Annotated in this window: 22 protein-coding genes; 16 read left to right on the top strand and 6 right to left on the bottom strand. The window is 63.6% G+C overall.

Annotation, left to right across the window (positions count from 1 at the left end):
• The first annotated feature begins 1 nt into the window (after position 1).
• From X803_RS20785 to X803_RS0116485, 5 genes are all read left to right on the top strand, one after another.
• Positions 2-709, top strand: coding sequence for an ABC transporter permease (locus tag X803_RS20785; RefSeq protein WP_051470851.1), 708 nt, complete (start codon positions 2-4; stop codon positions 707-709).
• A 2-nt stretch (positions 710-711) separates the two neighbouring features.
• Positions 712-1461 (top strand): ABC transporter permease, encoded by a 750-nt coding sequence (locus X803_RS20790; protein ID WP_051470852.1) that lies wholly within the window; start codon positions 712-714, stop codon positions 1459-1461.
• Positions 1458-2423 (top strand): ABC transporter substrate-binding protein, encoded by a 966-nt coding sequence (locus X803_RS0116475; RefSeq protein WP_026545987.1) that lies wholly within the window; start codon positions 1458-1460, stop codon positions 2421-2423. Before X803_RS20790 ends, X803_RS0116475 begins: the two co-directional genes overlap by 4 nt.
• 80 nt (positions 2424-2503) lie before the next feature.
• Positions 2504-3721 (top strand): pyridoxal phosphate-dependent aminotransferase, encoded by a 1218-nt coding sequence (locus tag X803_RS0116480; protein WP_026545988.1) that lies wholly within the window; start codon positions 2504-2506, stop codon positions 3719-3721.
• Positions 3722-3752: 31 nt separating this feature from the next.
• A complete protein-coding gene (locus X803_RS0116485; RefSeq protein ID WP_026545989.1) occupies positions 3753-4607 on the top strand; it encodes a polyphosphate kinase 2 family protein in 855 nt (284 codons plus the stop codon).
• A 2-nt stretch (positions 4608-4609) separates the two neighbouring features.
• Here X803_RS0116485 and X803_RS0116490 read toward each other — a convergent pair whose 3' ends face one another.
• Positions 4610-4861: an exodeoxyribonuclease VII small subunit gene (locus tag X803_RS0116490; RefSeq protein WP_026545990.1), complete on the bottom strand. Its 252-nt coding sequence runs from the start codon at positions 4859-4861 to the stop codon at positions 4610-4612.
• Entirely contained in the window at positions 4858-6174 is a 1317-nt protein-coding gene (gene xseA, locus X803_RS0116495) for an exodeoxyribonuclease VII large subunit (RefSeq protein WP_051470861.1), read from the bottom strand. Before xseA ends, X803_RS0116490 begins: the two co-directional genes overlap by 4 nt.
• Positions 6175-6439: 265 nt before the next feature.
• On the opposite strand from xseA, the gene X803_RS0116500 reads away from it, so the two are divergent.
• Positions 6440-7525: a 4-hydroxy-3-methylbut-2-enyl diphosphate reductase gene (locus X803_RS0116500; protein ID WP_026545992.1), complete on the top strand. Its 1086-nt coding sequence runs from the start codon at positions 6440-6442 to the stop codon at positions 7523-7525.
• A 69-nt stretch (positions 7526-7594) separates the two neighbouring features.
• Here the strand turns inward: X803_RS0116500 and X803_RS0116505 are convergent, their stop codons facing one another.
• A complete protein-coding gene (locus tag X803_RS0116505; protein WP_026545993.1) occupies positions 7595-8857 on the bottom strand; it encodes a DNA recombination protein RmuC in 1263 nt (420 codons plus the stop codon).
• A gap of 99 nt (positions 8858-8956) precedes the next feature.
• On the opposite strand from X803_RS0116505, the gene ychF reads away from it, so the two are divergent.
• From ychF to X803_RS0116525, 4 genes are all read left to right on the top strand, one after another.
• The gene (ychF, locus tag X803_RS0116510) at positions 8957-10042 is read left to right on the top strand and encodes a redox-regulated ATPase YchF (RefSeq protein ID WP_026545994.1); all 1086 of its coding nucleotides are present in this window, start codon (positions 8957-8959) and stop codon (positions 10040-10042) included.
• 241 nt (positions 10043-10283) lie between these two features.
• Complete coding sequence (locus X803_RS0116515) at positions 10284-12050, top strand: ABC transporter family substrate-binding protein (RefSeq protein WP_026545995.1); 1767 nt, start codon at positions 10284-10286, stop codon at positions 12048-12050.
• Between the two features lie 197 nt (positions 12051-12247).
• Complete coding sequence (locus tag X803_RS0116520; protein WP_026545996.1) at positions 12248-13789, top strand: ABC transporter permease; 1542 nt, start codon at positions 12248-12250, stop codon at positions 13787-13789.
• Positions 13786-14808: an ABC transporter permease gene (locus tag X803_RS0116525; RefSeq protein WP_026545997.1), complete on the top strand. Its 1023-nt coding sequence runs from the start codon at positions 13786-13788 to the stop codon at positions 14806-14808. Before X803_RS0116520 ends, X803_RS0116525 begins: the two co-directional genes overlap by 4 nt.
• 107 nt (positions 14809-14915) lie before the next feature.
• Here the strand turns inward: X803_RS0116525 and X803_RS0116530 are convergent, their stop codons facing one another.
• Positions 14916-15545, bottom strand: coding sequence for a PH domain-containing protein (locus tag X803_RS0116530; RefSeq protein WP_026545998.1), 630 nt, complete (start codon positions 15543-15545; stop codon positions 14916-14918).
• A gap of 101 nt (positions 15546-15646) precedes the next feature.
• Between X803_RS0116530 and X803_RS0116535 the strand changes: the two genes are divergently transcribed.
• From X803_RS0116535 to X803_RS0116545, 3 genes are all read left to right on the top strand, one after another.
• Positions 15647-17482: an ABC transporter ATP-binding protein gene (locus X803_RS0116535; RefSeq protein ID WP_026545999.1), complete on the top strand. Its 1836-nt coding sequence runs from the start codon at positions 15647-15649 to the stop codon at positions 17480-17482.
• Positions 17483-17783: 301 nt separating this feature from the next.
• Complete coding sequence (gene typA / locus X803_RS0116540) at positions 17784-19700, top strand: translational GTPase TypA (protein ID WP_026546000.1); 1917 nt, start codon at positions 17784-17786, stop codon at positions 19698-19700.
• 29 nt (positions 19701-19729) lie between these two features.
• Positions 19730-20197, top strand: coding sequence for a hypothetical protein (locus tag X803_RS0116545; protein WP_026546001.1), 468 nt, complete (start codon positions 19730-19732; stop codon positions 20195-20197).
• Between the two features lie 23 nt (positions 20198-20220).
• On the opposite strand, the gene X803_RS0116550 is transcribed toward X803_RS0116545, so the two are convergent.
• Together X803_RS0116550 and X803_RS0116555 are read right to left on the bottom strand one after the other, a co-directional pair.
• Positions 20221-20715 carry an ArsR/SmtB family transcription factor gene (locus tag X803_RS0116550; protein ID WP_026546002.1) on the bottom strand — a complete coding sequence of 165 codons (495 nt, stop codon included), beginning with the start codon at positions 20713-20715 and terminating at the stop codon, positions 20221-20223.
• A gap of 66 nt (positions 20716-20781) precedes the next feature.
• Positions 20782-21024 carry a putative acetyltransferase gene (locus X803_RS0116555; RefSeq protein ID WP_026546003.1) on the bottom strand — a complete coding sequence of 81 codons (243 nt, stop codon included), beginning with the start codon at positions 21022-21024 and terminating at the stop codon, positions 20782-20784.
• A 122-nt stretch (positions 21025-21146) separates the two neighbouring features.
• On the opposite strand from X803_RS0116555, the gene fdxA reads away from it, so the two are divergent.
• From fdxA to X803_RS0116570, 3 genes are all read left to right on the top strand, one after another.
• Positions 21147-21473, top strand: coding sequence for a ferredoxin (gene fdxA / locus X803_RS0116560; protein ID WP_026546004.1), 327 nt, complete (start codon positions 21147-21149; stop codon positions 21471-21473).
• Positions 21474-21480: 7 nt separating this feature from the next.
• Positions 21481-22617 carry a succinyldiaminopimelate transaminase gene (gene dapC, locus X803_RS0116565; RefSeq protein WP_026546005.1) on the top strand — a complete coding sequence of 379 codons (1137 nt, stop codon included), beginning with the start codon at positions 21481-21483 and terminating at the stop codon, positions 22615-22617.
• Positions 22618-22749: 132 nt separating this feature from the next.
• A complete protein-coding gene (locus X803_RS0116570; protein ID WP_026546006.1) occupies positions 22750-24033 on the top strand; it encodes a citrate synthase in 1284 nt (427 codons plus the stop codon).
• Positions 24034-24054: the final 21 nt, after the last annotated feature.

Below are 24054 nucleotides of genomic sequence, written 5' to 3' on the forward strand. Positions count from 1 at the left end.
CGTGCAGTGGTTCATCGACAACTTCTCCTACATCGCCGAGCTGACGGGCTACCACCTGGTGCAGGCGGTTCTTCCGCTCGTATTCGGTGTGGCGATCGCTGTGCCGGTGGCTCAGGCCGCCCGGCTGAGCAAACCGCTTGGGGGAGTGATCCTCACCATTTCCGCCCTGCTCTACACGGTCCCGTCCCTGGCAATGTTCGTTCTGCTTCCGCTGATCCTCGGCACCAGGGTCCTGGACATGGCGAACGTCATTGTTGCCCTGACCATCTACGCGGTGGCGCTGCTGGTCCGCTCCACGCTCGACGCCCTCAACTCGATTGACGACGGCGTGCGGCAAGCCGCTGTGGCGATGGGCTTCACTCCCTTGCGCCGGTTCCTGACCGTTGACCTTCCGTTGTCCGTCCCCGTCCTGTTCGCCGGCCTGCGCGTCATCTCCGTCACCAATATCTCGCTGGTCAGCGTCGGCGCGCTGATCGGCATTCCCAGCCTCGGGACACTGTTCACCGACGGGCTGTTCCGGTCTTTCCCAACCGTGATCGTCATCGGGATCGTCGTGACGCTGATCCTGGCCCTTGTGATGGACCTGGTGCTGGTGCTGCTTGAACGACTGCTTACGCCGTGGATGCGTGCCGGATCGGTTGTGCCGGGCGTTGTCCCGCTGACGGTTGAGGACACCGGCAGCCCTGCCGCACAGACAGGAGGCTCCTGAGCATGGATTACTCCAGCAGCAACCTCCTGGTGCAGATGTTCGAGTGGCTGACTTTCGGTCCCAACTGGAGCGGACCGGAAGGAATCCCGATACGTGTGGTCGAGCACCTCGGCTACACCGCGCTCACCATCCTGATCGCCGCGGCCGTCGCCGTACCCATCGGACTGCTGGTCGGTCATACGGGCAGGGGACGGATCTTTATCGTTTCCGGGGTGGGCATCCTGCGTGCGCTGCCCACGCTCGGCGTCCTCATCCTGTTCGTCCTGCTGGCCGGCCTCGGCCTGATGCCGCCGATCTGGGCGCTGGTGCTCCTCGCGGTGCCTCCCATCCTTGCAGGGGTCTACGCCGGTATTTCGTCGGTGAATCCTGCGGTGGTGGACGCCGCCCGCAGCATGGGGATGAGTGAACTCCAGGTGCTGTTCCGGGTCGAGTTGCCCAACGGGTTGCAGGTGATTCTCGGCGGGTTCCGGGCAGCCGTGCTGCAGGTGGTTGCAACGGCCGCCGTCGTCGCGTTCATCAACCTCGGTGGCCTGGGAGTGTTCCTGATCGAAGGGACCCAGTTGCGGGACAACGGCCGCCTCTTCGGCGGCGCAGTGGTGATCGCCGTCGTCGCCATCGCCGTCGACGGCGTGATGGCGCTGCTTCAACGATTTGCTGTGTCACCGGGCCTGCGGACATCCCGCACTCCGGTGGAACCATCAAAGACCGGTGGGCAGGAAGCCCATGCCAGTTCACAAGGAGGAACAACATGATCACATCATCGACGCGCAGCTTCCGGCGCGGCCTGCTCGGGCTGACGGGATTGACTGCGGCGCTTGCCATGACAGCCTGCGGGGTCAATTCGGATCCGCAGGGAGGAACTGAAAGTGAGGGAGCGGAGGGCACAAGCGGGCCGGTGACCGTTGGTTCGGCGGACTTCCCCGAGAGCCAGATCCTCGCGGAAATCTATGCCGGCGCACTCAACGCCGCGGGCATCGAAGCCGACACCCAGCTCAATATCGGATCGCGTGAAATCTACTTCCAGGCGCTCGTTGACGGGTCCGTAGACGTCATCCCCGACTACAGCGGAAACCTGCTGCTCTTCCTCGACTCCGCGGCCACAGCGGAATCTGCGGAAGATATCGTTACGGCACTGCCCGAGGCGCTGGAGGCGGAAACCCCTGACATGAACCTGGGCATCCTTGAGCCGGCCGAAGCCGAGAACAAGGACGCCATGGTGGTCACCGCCGCCACGGCCGAGGAATACGGCCTGACCTCGATCGAGGACATGGCCGAGGTCTGTGACGAACTGGTCATCGGTGCGCCGAGCACCTTCACGGAACGTGCCTACGGGCTGCCCGGGCTCGAAGAAAACTACGGGTGCGTCCCGAAGTCGTTCGAAGCCATCAACGACGGCGGTGGAGCCGTGACGCTCGAAGCCCTGCTGAATGACACCATTCAGGCTGCTGACATCTACACCACCACGCCGTCCATCGCCGACAACGATCTGGTGGTGCTTGAAGACCCCGCCAACAACTTCATCGCCCAGCAGGTCATCCCGCTCGTGAACCTTGACACCGTCGGCGAGGATGCACAGGCAGTCCTCAACGAGGTCTCCAGCATGCTCACCACGGATGACCTGATTGCCCTGAACCGTGAAGTGAGCGGCGACGAGAAGCGTAATCCCGCGGATGCTGCTGCCGACTGGCTGGAGGAGAAGGGTCTGGCAGGCTAGCACCTCCATCAACCCGGGTCCGCCCAGTTGCCTTGATCACAATGCGGAAGGGCGGGCCCGGGCTATGGCATTCTTTGTTAATGGCCGAAATCAAGCAATCCGACAAGCTGCACAACGTCCTCTACGACATCCGGGGGCCGCTGCTTGAGCACGCCAAGCGGATGGAGGCGGAGGGCCACCGGATCCTCAAGCTGAACATCGGCAACCCCGCGCCGTTCGGATTCGAGGCGCCGGACGCGATCCTCGTGGACATGATCCGCCACCTCCCCAAAGCACAGGGGTACAGCGATTCCCGCGGAATTTTCTCTGCCAGAACCGCAGTGGTGCAGTACTACCAAAGCCGCGGCATCAAGACCATCGATGTTGATGACGTCTACCTCGGCAACGGGGTCAGCGAGCTCATCACCCTGTCGCTGCAGGCGCTTCTCAACAACGGTGAAGAAATCCTCGTGCCCACGCCTGACTATCCGCTATGGACTGCGTCGGTCAGCCTGGCAGGCGGAACCGCCGTCCATTACCTCTGCGACGAAAGCAATTCCTGGTGGCCTGACGTCGAGGACCTCGAGTCGAAGATCACCCCGCAGACCCGGGGCATCGTGCTGATCAACCCGAACAACCCCACGGGCGCGGTTTACCCACGGTCAGTGATCCAGCAGATTGTGGACCTTGCCCGCCGCCATGACCTGATCATTTTCGCTGACGAGATCTACGAGAAGATCCTGTATGACGACGCCGTCCACGTGAATGCTGCGTCAGTCACCGGCGACGATGTGCTTTGCCTGACCTTCAGCGGTCTGTCCAAGGCGTACCGCATCGCAGGCTTCCGCAGCGGCTGGATGGCCATCTCCGGGCCGAAGCACCGCGCCGCGGACTACATCGAGGGCATCAACCTCCTGGCGAACATGCGGTTGTGCGCCAATGTGCCGGCGCAGCACGCCATCCAGACTGCACTCGGTGGGTACCAGAGCATCAATGACCTGATACTTCCGGGCGGTCGGCTCCGCGAGCAGCGTGACAAAGCCTATGAACTGTTGAACGCCATTCCGGGGGTGTCCTGCGAACTCGCAAAGGGCGCACTGTATCTGTTCCCGCGGCTGGACCCCGAGGTCTATCCGATCAAGAATGATGAGCAGTTTGCGCTGGACCTGCTGAAGCAGCAGAAGATTCTGATCTCGCACGGCACCGCGTTCAACTGGGTCAACCCTGACCACTTCCGCATGGTTACGCTGCCGAACGTCAAGGACATTGAAGACGCCATCGGACGTCTGGCGGAGTTCCTCAGCACCTACAAGCCCTGATCCACGCCCCGCGCCTCAATGAGGAGGATTCATGCCCGTTGTTCCTGATTTCAGTGTTTCCCCTACGCAGTCCCTCCTCGCTGGCCCCGATGTGGACCTCCGGCAGATTGATCCGTCGTCCACCCCGGGATTCGAGGGCGGGAAGGAGGCCGGGAAAGCCAGGCTCGCGGCGGGCAAGGAAGTGCTTTCAGAGCTGCAGGAGAAGCTCTTCGCGGAGAGCCGGTTTGGCAGCGACATTTCCGTCCTGCTGATTCTGCAGGCGATGGATACCGCGGGTAAGGGCGGCATTGTGCGGCACGTGGTGGGGGCGGTGGACCCGCAGGGCGTGCAGCATCATGCCTTCAAGGCGCCCACGGAGGAGGAGAAGCGGCACGATTTCCTGTGGCGCGTCCGCCGGGAGCTTCCCGGGCCGGGGATGATCGGCGTTTTTGACCGGTCGCACTATGAGGACGTGCTCATTCACCGGGTGCGCAAGCTTACCGAACCGGAAGTGATTGAAGAACGGTACGGTGCAATCCGGGAGTTTGAGGCGGGGCTCGCAGGTGCCGGGACACGGGTAGTCAAGGTCATGCTGCACCTGAGCAAGGAAGAGCAGAAGGACCGTCTGACCGAACGGCTGGAACGCAAGGACAAACACTGGAAGTACAACCCCGGGGATCTGGCCGAGCGAGCCCTATGGGACGAGTACCAGCAGGCTTACCAGATCGCCATCGAGCGGACGAGCACTCCGGACGCCCCATGGTTTGTGGTTCCGGCGGACCGTAAGTGGTACGCCCGGATTGCGGTCCAGCAGCTCCTGACGGACGCACTCGCGGCGATGCAGCTGAGCTGGCCCAAAGCGGACTTCGACGTCGAGGCAGAGAAGGAGAGGCTCGCCGCCAGCTGATGCTAGCCCTGGGGCGCATCCTGCGCGTCGGTGTGTGAGCGCGCCGCGGCGAGGCGTTTCCTGGCGCCCTCAAGCCACTGTTCGCAATGGTCCGCCAGGGCTTCGCCGCGTTCCCAGAGCGCAAGCGACTGCTCAAGGCTCACTCCGCCTGCCTCAAGCTGGCTGACCACCTTCACCAGTTGCTCGCGGGCTTCCTCGTAGCTGAGTCCGGATACGTCTCCGGGTGCGGGGGCGGGGGCGGGCTGACTGGTCATAGCTGGTCCTTACTGGAAGATGGTTCGATGCCGGGCAGGGAGCGGGCTGAGATTTTTCCTCCCGACACCCTGATGGAGAGCAGTGTCTCCGGCGGTGCCTGGTCAGGGGTTCTCACAACCTCGAGGTTTTCGTTCTGGACCACCGCATATCCCCGGTCGAGGGTGCTTTGGGGGGAGAGCGACCGCACATGAGCGCGAAGGTGGCTGACGCGGTCTGCCTCGCGCGCCACGGCGCTCTCGATCGCCATGGTGCTCCGGTTGCGGAGCCGCACAAGGTCCTCCTCACGGACGCTCACCATTCCGGCCGGCTGGGCCAGAACAGGACGGGACCGCAAGTGCGCCAGGCGCTCTGTTTCCCGGGACATCAGTTGGTCCACGCTGCGGGAGATCTGTGCACGCGCCTGACGGATCCGCTGCAGTTCCTCGCTGACGTCGGGAACCACCCGCTTTGCTGCGTCCGTGGGGGTGGACGCCCGCAGGTCCGCCACGTCGTCGAGCAACGGATGGTCTGCTTCGTGGCCGATAGCACTCACCACGGGGGTGGCGGCCGCGGACACTGCGCGTACGAGGTCCTCACTGCTGAACGCGAGGAGGTCCTCAAGGGACCCGCCGCCGCGGGCAATGATGATCACGTCGACTTCCGGCATCCGGTCCAGTTCCACCAGCGCGGACCGTATCTGTGAAACGGCATTCACGCCCTGGACGGCGACCTGGCGCACCTCGAACTCCACGGCCGGCCACCGGAGGCGCGCGTTTCGGAGGACGTCTTTTTCAGCGTCCGAATCACGGCCGGTGATGAGGCCGATCCGGTGTGGAAGGGCAGGAAGCGGGCGCTTGCGGGAAGCGGCGAAGAGCCCCTCAGCCGTGAGGGCCTGGCGGAGGCGTTCGATTCTCGCGAGCAGGTCCCCGAGACCCACCGGCCGGATATCCCACGCCTGCATTGAGACGCGTCCCGTTTTGACCCAGAAGTCCGCCTTGAGCCGTGCCACTACCCGTGAGCCACGCTCCAGGGGGACGGCCAGCCGATCCATGACTGTTCCCCAGACGGTGAGCGAGAGGGAGATCTCGGCATCGACATCCCGCAGGGTGACGAAGCACATTGATCCGCGTTTGTTGAGCTCAATCACCTGCCCTTCCACCCAGGCAGCCGGAGCCCGCTCGATGTGGGCTTTCAACTTTTCCGACAGGACATGGAGCGGCCAGGGGCGCTCAGCGGAGGTTTCCGCCGCGGTCTCCGGAAGGGTGGAAGGATCCGCAGGAACGGCCGGATCAGCTGCCACCACGGTGCCCAGCGGCGCGCCGTCCTGGTCCATGAGCATCCTCCCAATACAACCTGCAATGAATTTCTGTCCGCTACTTCTGATGTTCCCGCTCCGGTCGGAGTGCGGGCGCGGACCCGCATGGTTAATGTTTATCAGGTGCCCCTGACATCGGTGGCACCGGAGCGGGCGATGTGCAGGACCAGAGCGGCTTCCTTCGGGTCTCTTACCGCCGGAACTCCCAGCGGACGGTTGGCTCTCAGCGGACAGGCCCGTGCAGGGGGACGGGACCGTCTACCCGGCCCGTTAGCATGGAGATATGTCCTCTACAGCTGTTTCGGTAGCCATGCCCACAGTGCCCCGAAAGCGCCGTTCGCCGGACGAGGTGCACGCCGCTGCGCCGGTCGAGGGGCCGCGCAGAGTGCTGCTGGCAGCGCCTCGCGGATACTGCGCAGGAGTCGACCGCGCCGTCATCGCTGTTGAGAAGGCCCTGGCCCACTATGGCCCGCCCGTCTATGTGCGGAAGCAGATTGTTCATAACCTTCATGTGGTCTCCACCCTGGAGGGAAAGGGGGCGATCTTCGTCGAAGAGAATGACGAAGTGCCCGTGGGTGCGCTTGTGGTGTTTTCCGCGCACGGTGTCTCGCCGGCAGTAATCCGTTCCGCCGAGGAACGCAACCTGCGCACCATTGACGCGACCTGCCCGCTGGTAACAAAGGTCCACCGCGAAGCTGTGCGCTTCGCGAGGGATGATTTCGATATTCTGCTGATCGGCCACGACGGACATGAAGAAGTCGAGGGGACAGCAGGCGAGGCGCCTGACCACATCCAGATTGTCAACGGTCCCGAGGATGTGGACTCTGTGACTGTCCGCGATCCTGACAGGGTGATCTGGCTTTCGCAGACCACCCTCAGCGTGGACGAGACCATGGAGACCGTTGCCCTTCTGAAGGAACGATTCCCGACGCTGCAGGATCCTCCGAGCGACGATATCTGTTATGCCACGTCCAACCGGCAGGCTGCGATCAAGAAGATTGCACCGGATGCCGACCTCGTGATTGTGGTGGGTTCTGCAAACTCGTCCAACTCGGTGCGCCTGGTCGAGGTGGCGCTGGAATACGGTGCAAAGGCGTCCCACCGGGTGGATTTTGCCAATGAGGTGGATGAGTCCTGGTTCGAAGGAGTGTCAACCGTCGGCGTCACTTCCGGCGCCTCGGTGCCGGAAAACCTGGTGCAGGATGTCCTTCGCCTGCTGGCGGAGTACGGATACGCCGACGTGGAGGAAGTCGTCACAGCCGAGGAAGACATCATCTTCTCGCTGCCCAAGGAGATCCGTGCTGCGCTGAAGGCCATGGGAGATCCATCGAGCGGGCTCGGCGGACGCGGCCAGCGGCCTACCTCCTGACGTCGCCTGCCTGACGCCCACCTTCCGATGCCGGCATCGGACGCGGCACCGCCTCCGGGGAGCGGCTCCCTATGCCGATCGATTGACCTGTTCCGTTCGAGGTTCGGTGGTTTCGCCGCTGTCTATCAGTTCCGGAGCGCTCAACAGGCGGGGCGTCGCTTCCACCGCGCCGGTTGCCAGATCGGAATCATTCCCGGCGCCCTCGAACGCGTTGATCCGCCGGGCGGTGGGAAGCACCCGGGACTCCAAAGTCCCCACGAAGGAGTTGTACTTCTCCACCGAACTCTTGAGCGAACTGCCCAGTCGGGTGATATGCGAGCCCATGGTGCCCAGGCGCTCGTAGAGTTCCCGGGACAGGTCATAAAGCTCCTTGGCGTTTTCCGTCAGGACGTCCTGACGCCAGCTGAACGCGACACCCTTGAGGATTGCAAGCAGCGACACCGGGGAGGCGAGCACCACATTCCGGGTGAATGCGTAATCGAGTAGCGCGGGATCCGTCTGGAGCGCACTGGACAACACCGACTCCAGCGGGAGGAAACACACCACCAGGTCCGGCGAATTGTCCGCGCCTTCCCAGTACTTCTTCCGTGCCAGCGCGTCCACATGCGCACGGACAGCCTTGACGTGCTGCGCCAGAAGCTCCCGGCGGCGCGCTTCCTCCGCGCCGCCTTCCTGGTCCTCCCGGGCCGGAACGGCCTGTGCTTCCAGATAGGCGTCGAGTGGGACCTTCGAATCGACGACGATCTGCTTGTTGCCGGGCAGCTGGATCACCATGTCCGGGCGTGCGGTGTTTGTGCCTTCGCGGGAGGCGATGGTGAGGGTGGCCTGTTCGACGAAGTCCACGCGGGGGAGCATGCCCGCGGCTTCGACGATCCGCCTGAGCTGCACCTCACCCCATTGCCCGCGTGCTGTGGTGCTGCGCAGGGCAGAAGCCAGGGAATGCGTCGTGGACAGCAGCTTCGAGTCCGAGAGCTGAGCCTCATGGAGTTGCTGGGCCAGCTGCCCGAACTGGTGCGCGCGCTCCCGCTCGAGCTGCCCGACATGCGCCTGGACCTGCCCGAGCTTGTCGGCAAGCGGTGCGATGGCGCGAAGGACCGACTGGTCCTGCCCCGATTGTTCGAGCAGTTGCCGGTTCTGCGCGTGCAGCAGCCGGTTCTCCGCTTCTGCTGCGGCACGGGCGGACACGGCCGCACCCAGCCGGGTTCCGGCGTCGTCCACTTCATTCCGCAGCCCGGCGAGAACCGGGCGGAGGCGCATGACCGCGATGCCCGCGCCGGTGATCAGGGCCAGGACCGCGGTGAGTACCAAAAGGAGAAGTGTGTATCCGTCCATGAATCAACCATGGCAGGCGGCACTGACAATTCCGCCGAACAACGGCCTACCGCCTGCGCGCGCCCCGGTCAGGAGCCTGCAACGGTAGACTGTTTTCCCGTGGCTCTTACTATTGGCATCGTCGGACTGCCCAACGTCGGCAAATCAACCCTCTTCAACGCTCTCACCAGGAACACTGTCCTGGCAGCGAACTACCCGTTCGCCACGATCGAGCCCAACATCGGTGTTGTGAATCTGCCGGACCCGCGTCTCGGGAAGTTGGCTGAAGTGTTCAGCTCGCAGCGGGTACTGCCCGCCACGGTGTCCTTCGTCGACATCGCGGGCATCGTGAAGGGGGCCTCCGAGGGCGAGGGGCTTGGCAACCAGTTCCTGGCGAACATCCGCGAAGCTGAAGCGATCGCCCAGGTGGTGCGTGTCTTCGATGACCCGGATGTTGTGCACGTTGACGGTGCAGTGAATCCCGTGTCCGATATGGAGACGATCAACACCGAGTTGATCCTGGCCGATCTGCAGACGCTGGAGAAGGCCATCCCGCGAGTGGAGAAGGAAGTGAAGATCAAGAAGCGCGAAGCCGCGCAGCTCTCCTCCATGCAGGCTGCACAGTCGGTTCTCGAACGAGGTGACACGATCTTCTCCTCGGTCGCGAGCGACAAGTTGGAGATGGAGCACCTGCGGGAGCTCAGCCTGCTTACCGCCAAGCCCTTCATCTACGTCTTCAACGCCGATGACTCGGTGCTCGGCAATCCTGAGCGCCAGCAGGAACTGCGGGCTCTCGTGGAGCCGGCAGACTGCATCTTCCTCGACGCCAAACTGGAAGCCGACCTCGTGGAGCTGGACCCCGAGGAAGCGCGGGAGATGCTGGAGATGAACGGCCAGGATGAATCCGGCCTTGACCAGCTTGCCCGCGTCGGTTTCCACACGCTGGGCTTGCAGACGTACCTGACTGCAGGGCCGAAGGAGGCCCGGGCCTGGACCATCCGCAAGGGCGCAACCGCTCCTGAGGCTGCCGGAGTGATCCATTCGGACTTCCAACGCGGCTTCATCAAGGCGGAAGTTGTGTCCTTCGAGGACCTGGTGGCTGCCGGATCGATGGCTGAAGCGAAGTCCCGCGGCAAGGTCCGCATCGAAGGCAAGGAATACGTCATGGCGGACGGCGACGTAGTGGAGTTCCGCTTCAACGTCTAGACCCGCCTGAGTGGGCCGGCGCGTCGTGGTTCATGGGGAAGTCGTCGCTTCCTGTGCCGGATGGGAAATTTTGGTTGCATCTCGGTAACAACTTCACCACGCTTCCTTTTTGATACCTACCGGTAACAAATAACACCTAAGCTTTCTGCATGTGAGGCACGCCACTTTGAACATCAGAGTGCGTGTCAGTCCTTTGTAAAACCATGAAGGACATCTTCCACAACAGAAACAAGGAGGCGGAATGCGTTTCGGACGTACTTCCAAAGCCGTAGGTGTAGCTGCCATCGCTGCACTTGCACTGACTGCCTGCGCTGAAAGCGGCGGCGGCGAAGATCCCGGCACAGGGGGCGAAGGCGAGGCATCGGGCGGTGCGGTAACCGTAGCCGAGGTCAACCCATTCACTTCGTTCAACTCCGACAGTGCCACCGGCAATGTCGACATCAATGGCAAGGTCAGCTATCTGACCAAGGGCAGCTTCTACTATGTGGACGACGCGCTTGAGGTCGTCCGCAACGAAGAATTCGGCACCTATGAGGTGACTTCCGAGGATCCGCTGACAGTCGCCTACACGGTCAACGAGGGCGTGGCCTGGTCTGATGGCGAGCCCATCGACGCCGGTGACCTCCTCCTCTCCTGGGCTATCCAGTCGGGACACTTCGATGATGAAGATTCCGAAGCGGAGACGGGCACCACCTACTTTGCCTACGCCGGAGACACCAGTGGTCTTGGACTGACCTCCCTGCCGGAAGTCAGCGAAGACGGCCGCACAATGACGCTGGAGTACTCGGAGCCCTACGCGGACTTCGAGATCGCCTTCGACATTCTTGACACGCCGGCGCACGTCGTCGCAACCGGTGGCGGACTGGCGGATGAGGACGCGCTTGTCGAACTGATCCAGACCGCTCCGGAAGGAAATCCGGAGAGCCCTGAGGACCGGCCGGAACTTCAGGCAGTAGCTGAGTACTGGAACACGGCATTCGATTCCACCACGCTCCCATCCGACCCCGCGCTGTACCTCTCCAGCGGGCCCTACATCGTTCAGGACATGGTCCCCGACCAGTCCATGACGCTTGTCCGCAACGAGGACTACGCCTGGGGCCCGGAGCCGGCGCTGGATGAAATCACCATCCGGTACATCGGCGACGCCAACGCACAGGTCCAGGCACTGCAGAACGGCGAGGTTGACATCATTCAGCCTCAGGCCTCCGCTGACACGCTGGCATCGCTTGAGGCAATCGATGGAGTCCAGATCCTCGAGGGCGAGGAACTTTCCTTCGACCACATCGACCTGAACTACTCCGGTGTCTTCGAAGACGAGGACGTGCGGCGTGCATTCATGTACACCATCCCGCGCGATTCCATCGTCGAGTCCGTCATCGGTCCGCTCGATCCGGAAGCGGAGCCCCGCAACTCCCAGATCTTCGACATCGGAACCGAAGGTTACGACGCCGCCATAGAGTCCAACGGCTCTGGGGAATTCGCCGAGCCCGACATCGAGAAGGCCAAGGAGCTGCTCGCCGGGGAAACCCCTGAGGTCCGCATCATGTACAACGCGGACAACCCCAACCGCGTTGACGCCTACACGCTGATCGCAGAGAGCGCCACACAGGCGGGCTTCAAGATCGTCGACGGCGGTCTGCCCGGCAACGAGTGGGGATCCGCGCTCGGCGGCGGAACCTACGACGCCACGATCTTCGGCTGGGTCAGCCCGGGCGTTGGTGTGAGCGGTGTGCCGCAGCTGTACGGCTGTGGATCGGCGTCGAACTTCAACGGATTCTGCGACGAAGAAGCTCAGGCCGCCATGGATGAGCTGATCATCACCACCGATCCCGCTGCACAGCAGGAGCTGATGGTCACGGTTGACACACGTCTCTTCGAGACCGGCTACGGCCTGCCGTTCTTCCAGTCCATCGGCATCAACGCAGCTGATGAGGCAGTACAGGGACTGACGTTCAACCCTGGCCTTGTAGGAATCTGGTGGAACTTCTGGGAGTGGTCGGTAGCCTGATAGCTTCCGCACTGCCCACCTTCACTAGCTGATCGAAAGCGCTGGGGCCGCACCATTGGCCCCAGCGCTTTCGGGCGCTTACGGCACCTGCACAGTGATTGGCAATTACCAAATTCTGACGAAACGTAACGTGGATTACACTCAATCCGACATGTCGGGCACAACCCGCTTCCTAAACCCCTGAGGCCAAAAAGACTATGTTGACGTACATTGTCAGGCGGCTGATCGCCGCCGTACTCATTCTTTTTGGCGCTTCGTTCCTCGTGTACATCCTGACTGCATATTCAGGAGATCCACTCGCGGATCTGCGCCAAAGCAACGCACCCAATCGAGAGCAGCTCATCCAGCAGCGCATCGATCTACTCGACCTCGACGTCCCGCCCATCCTGCGGTACTTCTCCTGGCTCTCCGGCGCCATCCGCTGTGTCGTTCCGTTCGCACTCACCTGCGACCTCGGCAACAGCGTGACCGGCATCGAAGTGACACAGCTGCTCGGCCGTGCAATGGGGCAGACCATCATGCTTGTCACAGCCGCCACCATCCTCGCGATTGTCATCGGCATCACCCTCGGCATTGTGACCGCACTTCGCCAGTACAGCGGTCTTGACTACGGGGTGACGTTCATGGCCTTCCTGTTCTTCTCCCTCCCGGTCTTCTGGGTTGCGGTGCTCCTCAAGGAGTTCGGCGCAATCGGCTTCAACAACTTCCTCAGCGATCCAAATATCAGCTTCTTCACCATGATGACGTGCGGGCTGCTCAGCGCTTTCCTCTTCTACCTGAGCACCGCGGGAGCGCTCAAGCACCGGCTCATGTGGGCAGCGATCGGGTTCGCCTTTGCCTTCGCTCTAACCTGGTTCCTCGACTTCACCGGGTGGTTCCTGACCCCCGGGTTCGGACCGATCGTGGTTGCCCTGCTCTCAGTGGGCATCGCGTACGGCGTCACCCTCCTCACAGCCGGCCTGAAGAACCGCAAGGCGCTCTACAGCGCACTGGCCGTCGTCGGTATCGGCATGATCGCCTATTTCGCGGTCCAACCGCTGCTGGATCGCGCCACCCTGCTGATGGTGGTCCTGCTGGGAATTGCCACCGTCCTCATCGGGCTGGCGGTCGGCTACTTCATGGGGGGCTACGACAAGCGCCAGAACATGAACGCTGCCGGTCTCACCGCCTTCCTGATGGGTTTCCTGATTCTGCTGGACCGCTTCATGCAGGCCTGGCCGGCATACTTCAACAACAACCGGGTCAACGGACGGCCCATCGCTACCATCGGAGCATCCACTCCAAACCTGAGCGGAGATTTCTGGGTTCGCGGCCTCGACACCTATACGCACCTGCTGCTCCCCACGATTGCGCTGATGCTGATCTCGCTGGCCGGCTACAGCCGCTACTCGCGCGCCTCGATGCTTGAAATCATGAACCAGGACTACATCCGCACCGCCCGGGCAAAGGGCCTCGGGGAACGCACCGTGGTGATGCGCCATGCCTTCCGCAACGCACTGATTCCCCTGGCCACTCTCGTTGCCTTCGATATCGGTGCACTGATTGGCGGCGCAATCATCACCGAGCAGGTCTTCGCGTTCAGCGGCATGGGACAACTGTTTGTCCAGGCGCTGCAGAGGCAGGATCTCAACCCGGTCATGGGCGTCTTCCTGATTACCGGAATCGTGGCCCTGGTTTTCAACCTGGTGGCCGATCTCGTCTACTCCGTTCTTGACCCGCGCGTAAGGGTGAAAGCATGAGCACTACAGCACAGGAAACAACGCAGACCAAACCTGAGGATTCCAGAGGCCTCAGCCAGGGCCAGATCGTCCGCAAGCGGTTCTTCGGACACACCGCCGCCGTGGCCAGCCTGGTGATCTTCTTCGGCGTGGTCATTCTCGCCTTCACTTCCGTCGGCTACGCAGGCATCCCCGGCTGGTGGAAATGGAACTACATCGAGACACCTCCGCTGGCGAACCCCACCGGCGCGCCCACCTGGAAGCTGCCGTTCGACTTCGGGGATCACCCCTTCGGACAGGACCGGGTGGGACGTGACCTTTTTGCCATGACCATGCGGGGCGCACAGCTCTCCCTGATCGTGATGTTCCTCATCGGCCTCGTCGGCGGCATCATCGGCGTGGTGATCGGCGGCGTGTCCGGGTACTTCCGCGGCTGGGTCGAGGCCGTGCTGATGCGTCTCACCGACGTCATCATCATCATTCCCCTGGTCATCATTGCCGCTGTCCTTGGTACTTTCGGCAACTCCATCTCCGGGCCGGGAACCTTCTTCGGCGCAATCTTCGGCGGCAGCGCAGGCGTCATCCTCCTGGGTGTATTCGTCGGATTCATCATCTGGACAGGGCTTGCACGCCTCGTCCGCGGTGAATTCCTCAGCCTCCGGGAGCGGGAGTTCGTCGATGCGGCGCGCATCGCCGGCGCCTCGAACACACGGATCATCTTCAAGCACATCGTGCCGAACGCCGTGGGTGTCATCATCGTCAACACCACGCTGGTCATGGCGTCCGCAATTCTCCTGGAGACGGCGCTGTCCTTCCTGGGTCTCGGCGTCCGGGCGCCGGACATTTCGCTGGGCAGCCTCATCAGCGCCAACCAGGCTGCGTTCAGCACGCGTCCCTGGCTGTTCTGGTGGCCCGGCCTCTTCATTGTGATCATCTGCCTGTCGATCAACTTCATCGGCGACGGACTGCGTGATGCATTTGATCCTCGACAGAAGAAGTTCAACGCCAAGAAGGCCGCCGAGCCGAGGAAGCCGGCCTGATGACCGGCAGCACCGCCCCGACGCTGACCGGCCGCACCGCCCGGATGCTGACCGGCAGCACCGCCCCGGGGCTGACCGGCAGCGGAGGCATCCGCGGCGCCGGCCGGTTACTGCAGGGCGAAAGTGAGCACGCTCAGCAGGAGCAGGCCGGCAACCACGCCAAGCGGCCGCCAATTGATCCTGCGTTCAACGCGCACGGAATCCGTGGCGTCGACGTCGATCAGACCGTTGTCGATCCGGCGTTCCCATTCGGACCGGACCAGCAGGGCTGCGAGCCCGGAATCGGTGTTGCTCAAGTCGCCCGGACGAACGCTGCCGCCCGCACCATAACTGGTGCCCGGCAGGTTCTGCATGTTCTCCGGCTTGCCGGCATGGGTGCCGCGGACACCGGGGGCAGGCGCGGCCCACGCGGTGTAGCTGCCGCCGGGGGTGACCAGCTTCAGCGCGTACTTCGTATCCACCTGGATCAGACCGCCCCAGGGAACATCGATGGTGAGTACAGGATTGCGAAGCTCCACTCCCACCGGGCCGACGACAACCGCCGGGTACCAGAACAGCCACCAGGCAATCGCAGCCACGGCGAGCAGGGGAGCAGCGGTGGCCAGGGCCTGCGGCCCGGACGTGACCACGGATGCCACCAGTCCCACCACCACGATCGCCGCGGCAACCCCCAGGATCCAGCGACCGCTTCGGGGACGGAAAACGGTGAACTGGTCGGGTCCGCTAGGCGTATTCATACCCCCATATTTCCAACATTTGGGCCCGGCGCAGTAATCAGCGGGCAAACAGCCCGTACAGCTGCCGCCGGCGCACGGTCAGACAGTGGAAGGACAGCACTATGACCCACGACATTATTGACGGCAACAGGAGCGACGAACCCAGGGGAGCGGCCCGCGGACCGGTGCTCGAGGTTCGAAACCTCAGCGTGGACTTCGGTGTGGAGAAGGAGTGGGTTCCCGCTGCCATCGACCTGAACTACCACGTCAACGCGGGCGAGGTGCTGGCCATCGTGGGAGAGTCCGGTTCCGGGAAGAGCGCCAGCTCGATGGCCCTTCTCGGTCTGCTGCCCAGCAACAGCCGGGTCACCGGAGAGGTGATCCTCAATGGGAAGTCCATCCTCAACCTGTCGCCCGGCAGGCTGCGTGAGGTCCGCGGCAATGACGTCGCCGTGATCTTCCAGGAACCGATGACGGCACTCAACCCCGTTTATACGGTCGGCTTCCAGATTGTGGAGACTCTCCGGCTGCATAACGCGATCTCTCCGGACGAGGCGCGTGAGCGTGCAATCCGGCTTCTGGAAATGGTGGAGCTTCCAGACCCGGAAAAGGCCTTCCGTTCCTATCCGCACCAGCTTTCCGGGGGGCAGCGGCAGCGTGCCATGATCGCCCAGTCGCTCTCCTGTGACCCCAAACTCCTGATCGCTGACGAGCCAACGACGGCGCTCGACGTGACGGTCCAGGCCGAAATCCTCGACCTGATGCGCAACCTCCGCAACAAGCTGGACAGCGCCATTGTGCTGATCACCCATGACATGGGCGTGGTTGCCGACCTTGCGGACCGGATCGCGGTCATGCGGAAGGGCATCATCGTCGAAACCGGCACAGCTGAGAAAATCTTCAGCCGCCCGGAGCACCCTTACACCCAGGACCTGCTGGCCGCCGTGCCGCATCTGGGCCAGGGCTCCGAGGGCAGGGGCGACGACGTCGACATCACGGCAGCGCTGGCGGCCGCTACCAAATCGGAGCTTGCGGGGGTGGACGCGGTGGAGCTCGAGCGGCGGGAACGCGCCGTGCTTGCCGGTCTGGAAGAGGAGATTCAGGCCGAACGTGAGAGCCGGGGCGAGGCGGTCCTCGAACTGGTGGATGTAGCCATCGAGTATCCGAAGCAGGGCAGGGTTCCGGCATTCCGTGCAGTGGAGAAGGCGACACTGAGCATTCGTCCGGGCGAGGTCATGGGCCTGGTAGGCGAGTCCGGTTCCGGCAAGACCACCATCGGCCGGGCGGCCGTCGGGCTGCTTCCGGTGGCGGAAGGGTCACTGCGGGTGGTCGGCACGGACATCTCCGGCTTCAAGCCCACCTCGCGTGAACTGGGAGCGGTACGGCGCAACGTGGGGATGGTCTTCCAGGACCCGTCCTCGTCGCTGAACCCGCGGTTGCCCATCGGTGAAAGCATCGGCGAACCGATGTACCTCGCCGGAGTTGCGAAGGGCGGTCAGCTCCAGAAGCGGATCGAGACGCTGCTCGACCAGGTGGAACTGCCGCGCTCCTACCGCAACCGCTATCCGCATGAACTCTCCGGAGGTCAGAAGCAGCGCGTCGGCATTGCCCGCGCCCTGTCGCTGAAACCCAAACTCATGGTCGCCGACGAGCCGACGTCTGCCCTGGACGTTTCGGTGCAGGCCAAGGTCCTGGAGCTGTTCCAGAACCTGCAGCAGGAAATGGGATTCGCGTGCCTGTTCGTGACCCACGACCTCGCGGTGGTTGACGTCCTCGCCGACCACATCTGCGTGATGCGCCGCGGCAGGATCGTCGAACAGGGCACCCGGGACCAGATCCTGCGAAACCCGCAGGACCCCTATACCCAGCGGCTGCTCGCGGCCGTGCCGCTGCCGGATCCGGAAAAGCAGCGGGAACGGCGGGAACTCCGGGCGCGCCTGCTCGCCGCGGCGGAGTAGTCCCACTCACAGAACGACGGCGATGCCCCGGCGATCACCACGCCGGCGGGCATCGCCGTCGTTTCCTTTTAACGACTTCCTATCGCCGTCGTGCCGTATTAAAGGGTCTACGTCGGAAGCGCGCGGTCCTTGCTTTCCAGGGGTTCCTGACCGGGGTTCGAGGGGTTCACCCGCCCGGGATCAACGGTCCCGTTAGGCCATCTTTTGCGGAGAGCTTAGACTGGTCATAGTGCGCGCTGTGCTGCCCGCTTCCATTTTTCCTGACACTCACGTGTTTCCCCTAAGAATCGAGTTCTCCCGCATGTCTGTTTCCACGAGCAACACTGCAATCCGCAGTGACCTCCGCAACGTTGCCATCGTGGCGCACGTCGACCATGGCAAGACGACGCTCGTCGACGCGATGCTGCGGCAGACCAACTCCTTTGCCAGCCACGGCGAGGTTGCTGACAGGGTCATGGACTCCGGTGATCTGGAGCGGGAGAAGGGCATCACCATCCTCGCCAAGAACACCACGGTGTTCTACGAGGGACCCTCGGCCAAGGGCGAGCGCATCACCATCAACGTGATCGACACCCCGGGCCACGCCGACTTCGGCGGCGAGGTGGAGCGCGGCCTGTCCATGGTGGACGGCGTGGTGCTGCTGGTGGATGCTTCGGAAGGTCCTCTCCCGCAGACGCGTTTTGTGCTGCGCAAGGCCCTTGCCGCGAAGCTGCCGGTTGTGCTGCTGGTCAACAAGACCGACCGTCCGGACTCGCGCATCGACGAGGTTGTCTCCGAGTCGATGGACCTGCTCCTCGGCCTGGCCTCGGACCTGTCGGATGAGGTTCCCGACCTGGACCTCGACTCCGTCCTCAACGTTCCCGTGGTGTACGCCGCCGCCCGTGTGGGTGCGGCGTCCCTCGACCAGCCCGCGGACGGCTCTGCGCCGGACAATGACAACCTTGAGCCGCTCTTCAAGACCATCATCGAGCACATCCCGGCGCCGAGCTACGATCCCAACGGCGTTCTCCAGGCACACGTCACCAACCTTGACGCCTCGCCCTTCCTCGGGCGCCTGGCACTGCTGCGCATCTTCAACGGAACACTCCGCAAGGGCCAGCACGTAGCCTGGGCGCGCCAGAACGGTGAGCTCAAGACCGTCAAGATCACTGAACTGCTCGCCACCAAGGCGCTGGACCGGGTGCCGGCAGAGTCTGCGGGCCCCGGTGAGATCGTTGCCGTAGCCGGCATCGAGGACATCACCATCGGCGAGACGCTCACCGATGTCGACAACCCGCAGCCGCTCCCGCTGATCACCGTCGATGACCCCGCCATCTCGGTCACCATCGGCATCAACACCTCACCCCTGGCCGGAAAGGTCAAGGGAGCAAAGGTCACCGCACGTCAGGTGAAGGACCGCCTCGACAAGGAGCTCATCGGTAACGTGTCGCTGCGGGTGCTTCCCACCGCCCGCCCCGATGCCTGGGAGGTTCAGGGCCGCGGCGAGCTGGCACTGGCCATCCTCGTGGAGCAGATGCGCCGTGAAGGATTCGAACTGACCGTGGGCAAGCCCCAGGTGGTCACGCGGACCGTTGACGGCAAGGTCCACGAGCCGATGGAACACATGACCATCGACGTTCCCGAGGAATACCTCGGCGGCGTTACCCAGCTGATGGCCGCACGCAAGGGCCGCATGACCAACATGGCCAACCACGGCACCGGCTGGGTCCGGATGGAGTTCATTGTCCCGGCCCGCGGCCTCATCGGCTTCCGTACCCGCTTCCTGACCGACACCCGCGGCGCCGGCATCGCGTCCTCCTACTCCGAGGGCTACGAGCCTTGGGCCGGCGACATCGAATACCGGACCAACGGGTCGATGATCGCCGACCGGTCCGGCGTGGTCACCCCGTTCGCCATGATCAACCTGCAGGAGCGCGGCTCGTTCTTCGTAGAGCCCACCTCCGAGGTATATGAAGGCATGATCGTCGGCGAGAACTCGCGGGCGGACGACATGGACGTCAACATCACCAAGGAAAAGAAGCTCACCAACATGCGTGCGGCTTCCTCGGACAGCTTCGAGAACCTCACCCCTCCGCGCAAGCTCACGCTCGAGGAATCCCTCGAGTTTGCCCGCGAGGACGAGTGCGTCGAGGTCACGCCCGAATCAATCCGTATCCGCAAGGTCATCCTGGACGCCAACGAGCGCATGCGCGCCGCGCGTTCACGCGCCCGCGCCTAAGGCGGCAGGGCCCGGTTCCCGGCAGATCCGTGGAGATCCGGAAGCAGAGGAACGACGACGACGGCAGCAACGCCGGCGTCGTCGTTCCTTCTTCCGTTTCCAGCAGATGGCCCGGCCGGCTTGCCGCGGTGCTCGGTGGAATACTGGCGGCTGGTCTGGGCACCGCTCTCCACGCCCACATCTGGTACCTGGCCGGTATTGGGGTCCCTGCGGGCGCGATCGGTGCCGTGCTGCTGGCGACCTGCATTGCGGTGTTCGTGGCGGTGGCGGCACGCAGCGTGCCGCTCGCGGCGTTGACCGGGGTAGTGGCGTATGTACTGGTGGGCCTGACGGCGTCGTTCTCCGCCGGCGGCGTCATCGCGGCGGGCGTGGAGTTGGACGGTGCGGTGCCGCCGGTCGGCGTGGCCGGCTATGTGTGGGTAGTGGGGTTGGCCGTCGGGACGGTCAGCGCGGTTGCGGTCTCCTGGTGGGCGTTGCGGCCCCCGCGGAGACGCTGAATTCCAGCCGGCCGGCAGCCGGTTCAGTCAGCGGTGCGGTCCAGGTGGTGGGCCAGCATGATGGACGTCGCCGTCCCGTCCTCGTCCGAGCCGTGCCGGGCATATTCTTCGAAGACAGCGCGGATCTTGCCCATCATCTCAGCCCTGTTGGCATCATTGAGACGCACGCCGAGACGCCAGACGTCGATCTCCGACGGGCTCAACCCCTCGATCTCCTGCAGGAAGGTCTCCACCAGCACCGGAGCGGCGTTCGGCATCCGGCTGCCCCAGGACAGGCCGGTTGCCCGGTACGGGATTTCCTTTGCTCCGCGGTTGCCCGTGCGCGGCTCTTCGGCACGCAGGAACCCCGTTGCCAGCAGGGTTCGCACATGGTGCAGCGCCGTGGCGGGGTTCAGATCCAGCACCTCGGCGATTTCCTTGTTGGTCCGTGCCTTGTGCAGGCAGAGCCGGAGGATCCTGAGCCGGACGGGGGCGCTCAGTGCCCTCCCGCGTGCCTGGACGTCCTCGTCTGTTTCCATAATCAAAAGCATACGTCAGCAGGGCGCACTGATTGAACTTAGTCAATCGCGTAGGGCGGCGGTCGGTCACCGATCGGGATTTGCCCGGGGACGGCGCCGTGGGGGCGGCGGCGGAACGGGTTTTGCTGCCGTCACCGCGGACAGTGGAACAACCACGTCACCCTGCCTGCCCTCGATGGTGCAGGATGCAGAGTCCCGCGCCGTCAGGTTCCCGAGGGCGTCGGTGAGTCCGCCCTCGATGCGGTACCGGACCACCACCCTTGTGCCCAGCGGCAGGGAGGCGAGCAGTTCCGCGGGCGGTCGGGTCATGCGCCAAGCCTGTCATATTACGGAGGGGCCCCGCTGATGCAGTTCCGAACTCCCGTTGCGTTAAGCTGGAACGGCGACGTAATGCCGGGAACGGCACCAGAATCCGAGGGAAGGCGTGGGACGTGACCTACGTAATCGCACAGCCGTGCGTGGATGTGAAAGACAAGGCCTGCATTGAGGAATGCCCGGTCGACTGCATCTATGAAGGTGAACGCTCGCTGTACATCCACCCGGATGAGTGCGTGGACTGTGGAGCCTGCGAGCCGGTCTGCCCGGTCGAGGCAATCTACTACGAGGACGACACTCCTGAGGAGTGGGCCGACTACTACAAGGCCAATGTCGAGTTCTTCGATGACCTTGGGTCGCCGGGCGGAGCCGCGAAGCTCGGAAACACGGGCAAGGACCACCCGTTGATCGCTGCGCTGCCGCCGCAGAACCAACAGGTGTGACAGCAGCGTGACACAGAACCGGGCCTTCGGGCTCAATCTTCCGGACTATCCGTGGGACGCCATGGCGCCCTACGTCCAGGAGGCGCAGCAGCATCCCGGCGGCGCCGTCAACCTGTCGATCGGCACTCCGGTGGACCCCACGCCGGAGCTCGTGCAGCGCGCTCTCCGCGACGCGTCCAACGCGCCGGGGTATCCCACCACCCACGGCACGCCGGAACTGAGGGAAGCGATCAGCGGCTGGTACCGCCGTCGTCGTTCCGTCACACTGGATCCCGCAGACATCCTGCCGACCGTCGGCTCAAAAGAGCTCGTGGCGTGGCTGCCGACCCTCCTCGGGCTGGGAGCGGGCGACGTCGTCGTCCGTCCAACAGTCGCCTACCCCACCTATGACATGGGGGCTCACTTTGCCGGGGCAACACCGGTCGCAGCGGATTCGCTCGCGGAGCTGGACTCCGCGACGCGCGCGCGGGTGCGCCTGGTGTGGGTCAATTCGCCGTCCAACCCCACCGGCGCGGTCCAGGATGTGGCGGCGCTGAAGGCCATTGTCGACGACGCCCGTGCACTGGGTGCCATGGTCGCCTCCGATGAGTGCTACGCCGAGCTGGGGTGGGGGGCCTGGGATCCTGACCGCGGCGGACAGGCTGTTCCCAGCATCCTCGATGAGCGGGTCAGCGGAGGCTCGGCCGATCTGCTGCTGTCCGTCTACTCGCTGAGCAAGCAGTCAAACCTGGCCGGGTACCGCGCGGCGTTCGTGGCCGGGGACAGCGCTGTGCTGCCGAACCTCATCAACTCCCGCAAACATGCTGGGATGATTGTCCCGTTCCCGGTTCAGGAAGCTATGCGGGCGGCACTCGCTGACGATGCGCATGTCGCCGCCCAGAAGAATTTCTACCGGGCGCGGCGGGATCAGCTGATCCCTGCACTCGAAGCGTTCGGTCTGACCATTCACTCTTCGGATGCAGGCCTCTACCTGTGGGCGAGCGCGGGGGAAGACACCTGGCTCACCGTGAAGCGCTTTGCTGAGCTCGGGATCATCGTCGGTCCGGGCACCTTCTACGGTGACGCCGGGAACGGTTTTGTCCGGGTCGCGCTGACCGGTTCCGACGAGCGGGTTGCTGCGGCGGCTGCCCGGCTCATGGGCTGAGATCGTGTTGCTATTGCACAACAACGGGCCTATCAATTAGTGCTGAAGGCGTCTGTGCCGGTAGCGTTTTAGCTGACTACGCTGATCCAGCCAATCACGCATGCTTTTCCATAAGCTCCACAAGGAGAGTCAATGACTGAGCACAACGGCGCCTCACTCCAGTATGACGGAGGAAGCCTGAGCCTCCCGCTGATCCAAGCGGCAGAGGGCAACCATGGATACGATGTCTCGAAGCTTCTGAAGCAGACAGGTGCCGTTACCTTCGACCCCGGTTTCATGAACACCGCGGCCACCACCTCAGCGATCACCTACATCGACGGCGACGAGGGGATCCTGCGCTACCGCGGCTACCCGATCGACCAGCTCGCGCAGCACTCAAGCTTCCTCGAAGTTTCCTACCTGCTGATCTACGGCGAACTGCCCACGCCCACGGAACTGGACGCCTTCGACCAGCGCATCCGCCGCCACACCCTGCTGCACGAGGAGCTCAAGGGCTTCTTCGGCGGCTTCCCGCGGGACGCGCACCCCATGCCGGTGCTCTCGTCCGCGGTCTCCGCACTGTCAACGTTCTACCAGGACTCGCTGGACCCGTTCGACGACGAGCAGGTGGAGCTGTCCACCTTCCGGCTGATGGCCAAGCTTCCCGTCATCGCCGCCTACGCACACAAGAAGTCGATCGGCCAGCCGATGCTGTACCCGGACAACTCCATGAACCTCGTGGAGAACTTCATGCGCCTGTCCTTCGGCCTCCCGGCCGAGCCCTATGACCTGGATCCCACCATGGTCAAGGCCCTTGACCTGCTGCTGATCCTCCACGCGGACCACGAGCAGAACTGTTCCACCTCCACGGTCCGGCTGGTGGGCAGTTCCAACGCGAACATGTTCGCGTCGATCTCGGCCGGCATCAACGCACTCTTCGGACCGCTCCACGGCGGCGCCAACGAGGCAGTGCTGAACATGCTGCGGCAGATCCAGGCGACGGGCATGCAGCCCGAGGACTTCATGGAGAGGGTCAAGAACAAGGAAGACGGCGTGAAGCTCATGGGCTTCGGGCACCGCGTCTACAAGAACTATGACCCGCGCGCGAAGATCGTGAAGGCTACCGCCCACGAGATCCTGAGCAAGCTGGGCGGCAACGATGAACTTCTCGAGATCGCCATGCGCCTCGAGGAGAAGGCCCTCGCCGATGACTACTTCATCGAGCGGAAGCTCTACCCGAACGTAGACTTCTACACCGGCCTGATCTACAAGGCCATGGGTTTCCCGGAAAAGATGTTCACCGTGCTGTTTGCCATCGGGCGCCTTCCGGGCTGGATCGCCCAGTGGCGCGAGATGATGCAGGATCCGCAGACCAAGATTGGCCGTCCGCGCCAGCTTTACACGGGTGCCGGCGAGCGTCACTACCCCGCACGGTAGGGACAGGGAACACAGAACCAG

The sequence above is a fragment of the Arthrobacter sp. 35/47 genome, from assembly GCF_000520475.1.
GTDB lineage: Bacteria > Actinomycetota > Actinomycetes > Actinomycetales > Micrococcaceae > Arthrobacter_D > Arthrobacter_D subterraneus.

Excerpts from the sequence above, each read along its gene's own strand:
- typA (WP_026546000.1), top strand. The coding sequence starts at position 17,784 with ATGTCTGTTTCCACGAGCAACACTGCAATCCGCAGTGACCTCCGCAAC.
- xseA (WP_051470861.1), bottom strand. The coding sequence starts at position 6,174 with ATGGACCAGGACGGCGCGCCGCTGGGCACCGTGGTGGCAGCTGATCCG.
- X803_RS0116550 (WP_026546002.1), bottom strand. The coding sequence starts at position 20,715 with ATGGAAACAGACGAGGACGTCCAGGCACGCGGGAGGGCACTGAGCGCC.
- X803_RS0116500 (WP_026545992.1), top strand. The coding sequence starts at position 6,440 with ATGTCCTCTACAGCTGTTTCGGTAGCCATGCCCACAGTGCCCCGAAAG.
- X803_RS0116525 (WP_026545997.1), top strand. The coding sequence starts at position 13,786 with ATGAGCACTACAGCACAGGAAACAACGCAGACCAAACCTGAGGATTCC.
- X803_RS0116475 (WP_026545987.1), top strand. The coding sequence starts at position 1,458 with ATGATCACATCATCGACGCGCAGCTTCCGGCGCGGCCTGCTCGGGCTG.
- X803_RS20790 (WP_051470852.1), top strand. The coding sequence starts at position 712 with ATGGATTACTCCAGCAGCAACCTCCTGGTGCAGATGTTCGAGTGGCTG.
- X803_RS0116570 (WP_026546006.1), top strand. The coding sequence starts at position 22,750 with ATGACTGAGCACAACGGCGCCTCACTCCAGTATGACGGAGGAAGCCTG.
- X803_RS0116505 (WP_026545993.1), bottom strand. The coding sequence starts at position 8,857 with ATGGACGGATACACACTTCTCCTTTTGGTACTCACCGCGGTCCTGGCC.
- X803_RS0116520 (WP_026545996.1), top strand. The coding sequence starts at position 12,248 with ATGTTGACGTACATTGTCAGGCGGCTGATCGCCGCCGTACTCATTCTT.
- X803_RS0116485 (WP_026545989.1), top strand. The coding sequence starts at position 3,753 with ATGCCCGTTGTTCCTGATTTCAGTGTTTCCCCTACGCAGTCCCTCCTC.
- X803_RS0116480 (WP_026545988.1), top strand. The coding sequence starts at position 2,504 with ATGGCCGAAATCAAGCAATCCGACAAGCTGCACAACGTCCTCTACGAC.
- X803_RS0116490 (WP_026545990.1), bottom strand. The coding sequence starts at position 4,861 with ATGACCAGTCAGCCCGCCCCCGCCCCCGCACCCGGAGACGTATCCGGA.
- X803_RS0116515 (WP_026545995.1), top strand. The coding sequence starts at position 10,284 with ATGCGTTTCGGACGTACTTCCAAAGCCGTAGGTGTAGCTGCCATCGCT.
- X803_RS0116555 (WP_026546003.1), bottom strand. The coding sequence starts at position 21,024 with ATGACCCGACCGCCCGCGGAACTGCTCGCCTCCCTGCCGCTGGGCACA.
- X803_RS0116535 (WP_026545999.1), top strand. The coding sequence starts at position 15,647 with ATGACCCACGACATTATTGACGGCAACAGGAGCGACGAACCCAGGGGA.
- X803_RS0116530 (WP_026545998.1), bottom strand. The coding sequence starts at position 15,545 with ATGAATACGCCTAGCGGACCCGACCAGTTCACCGTTTTCCGTCCCCGA.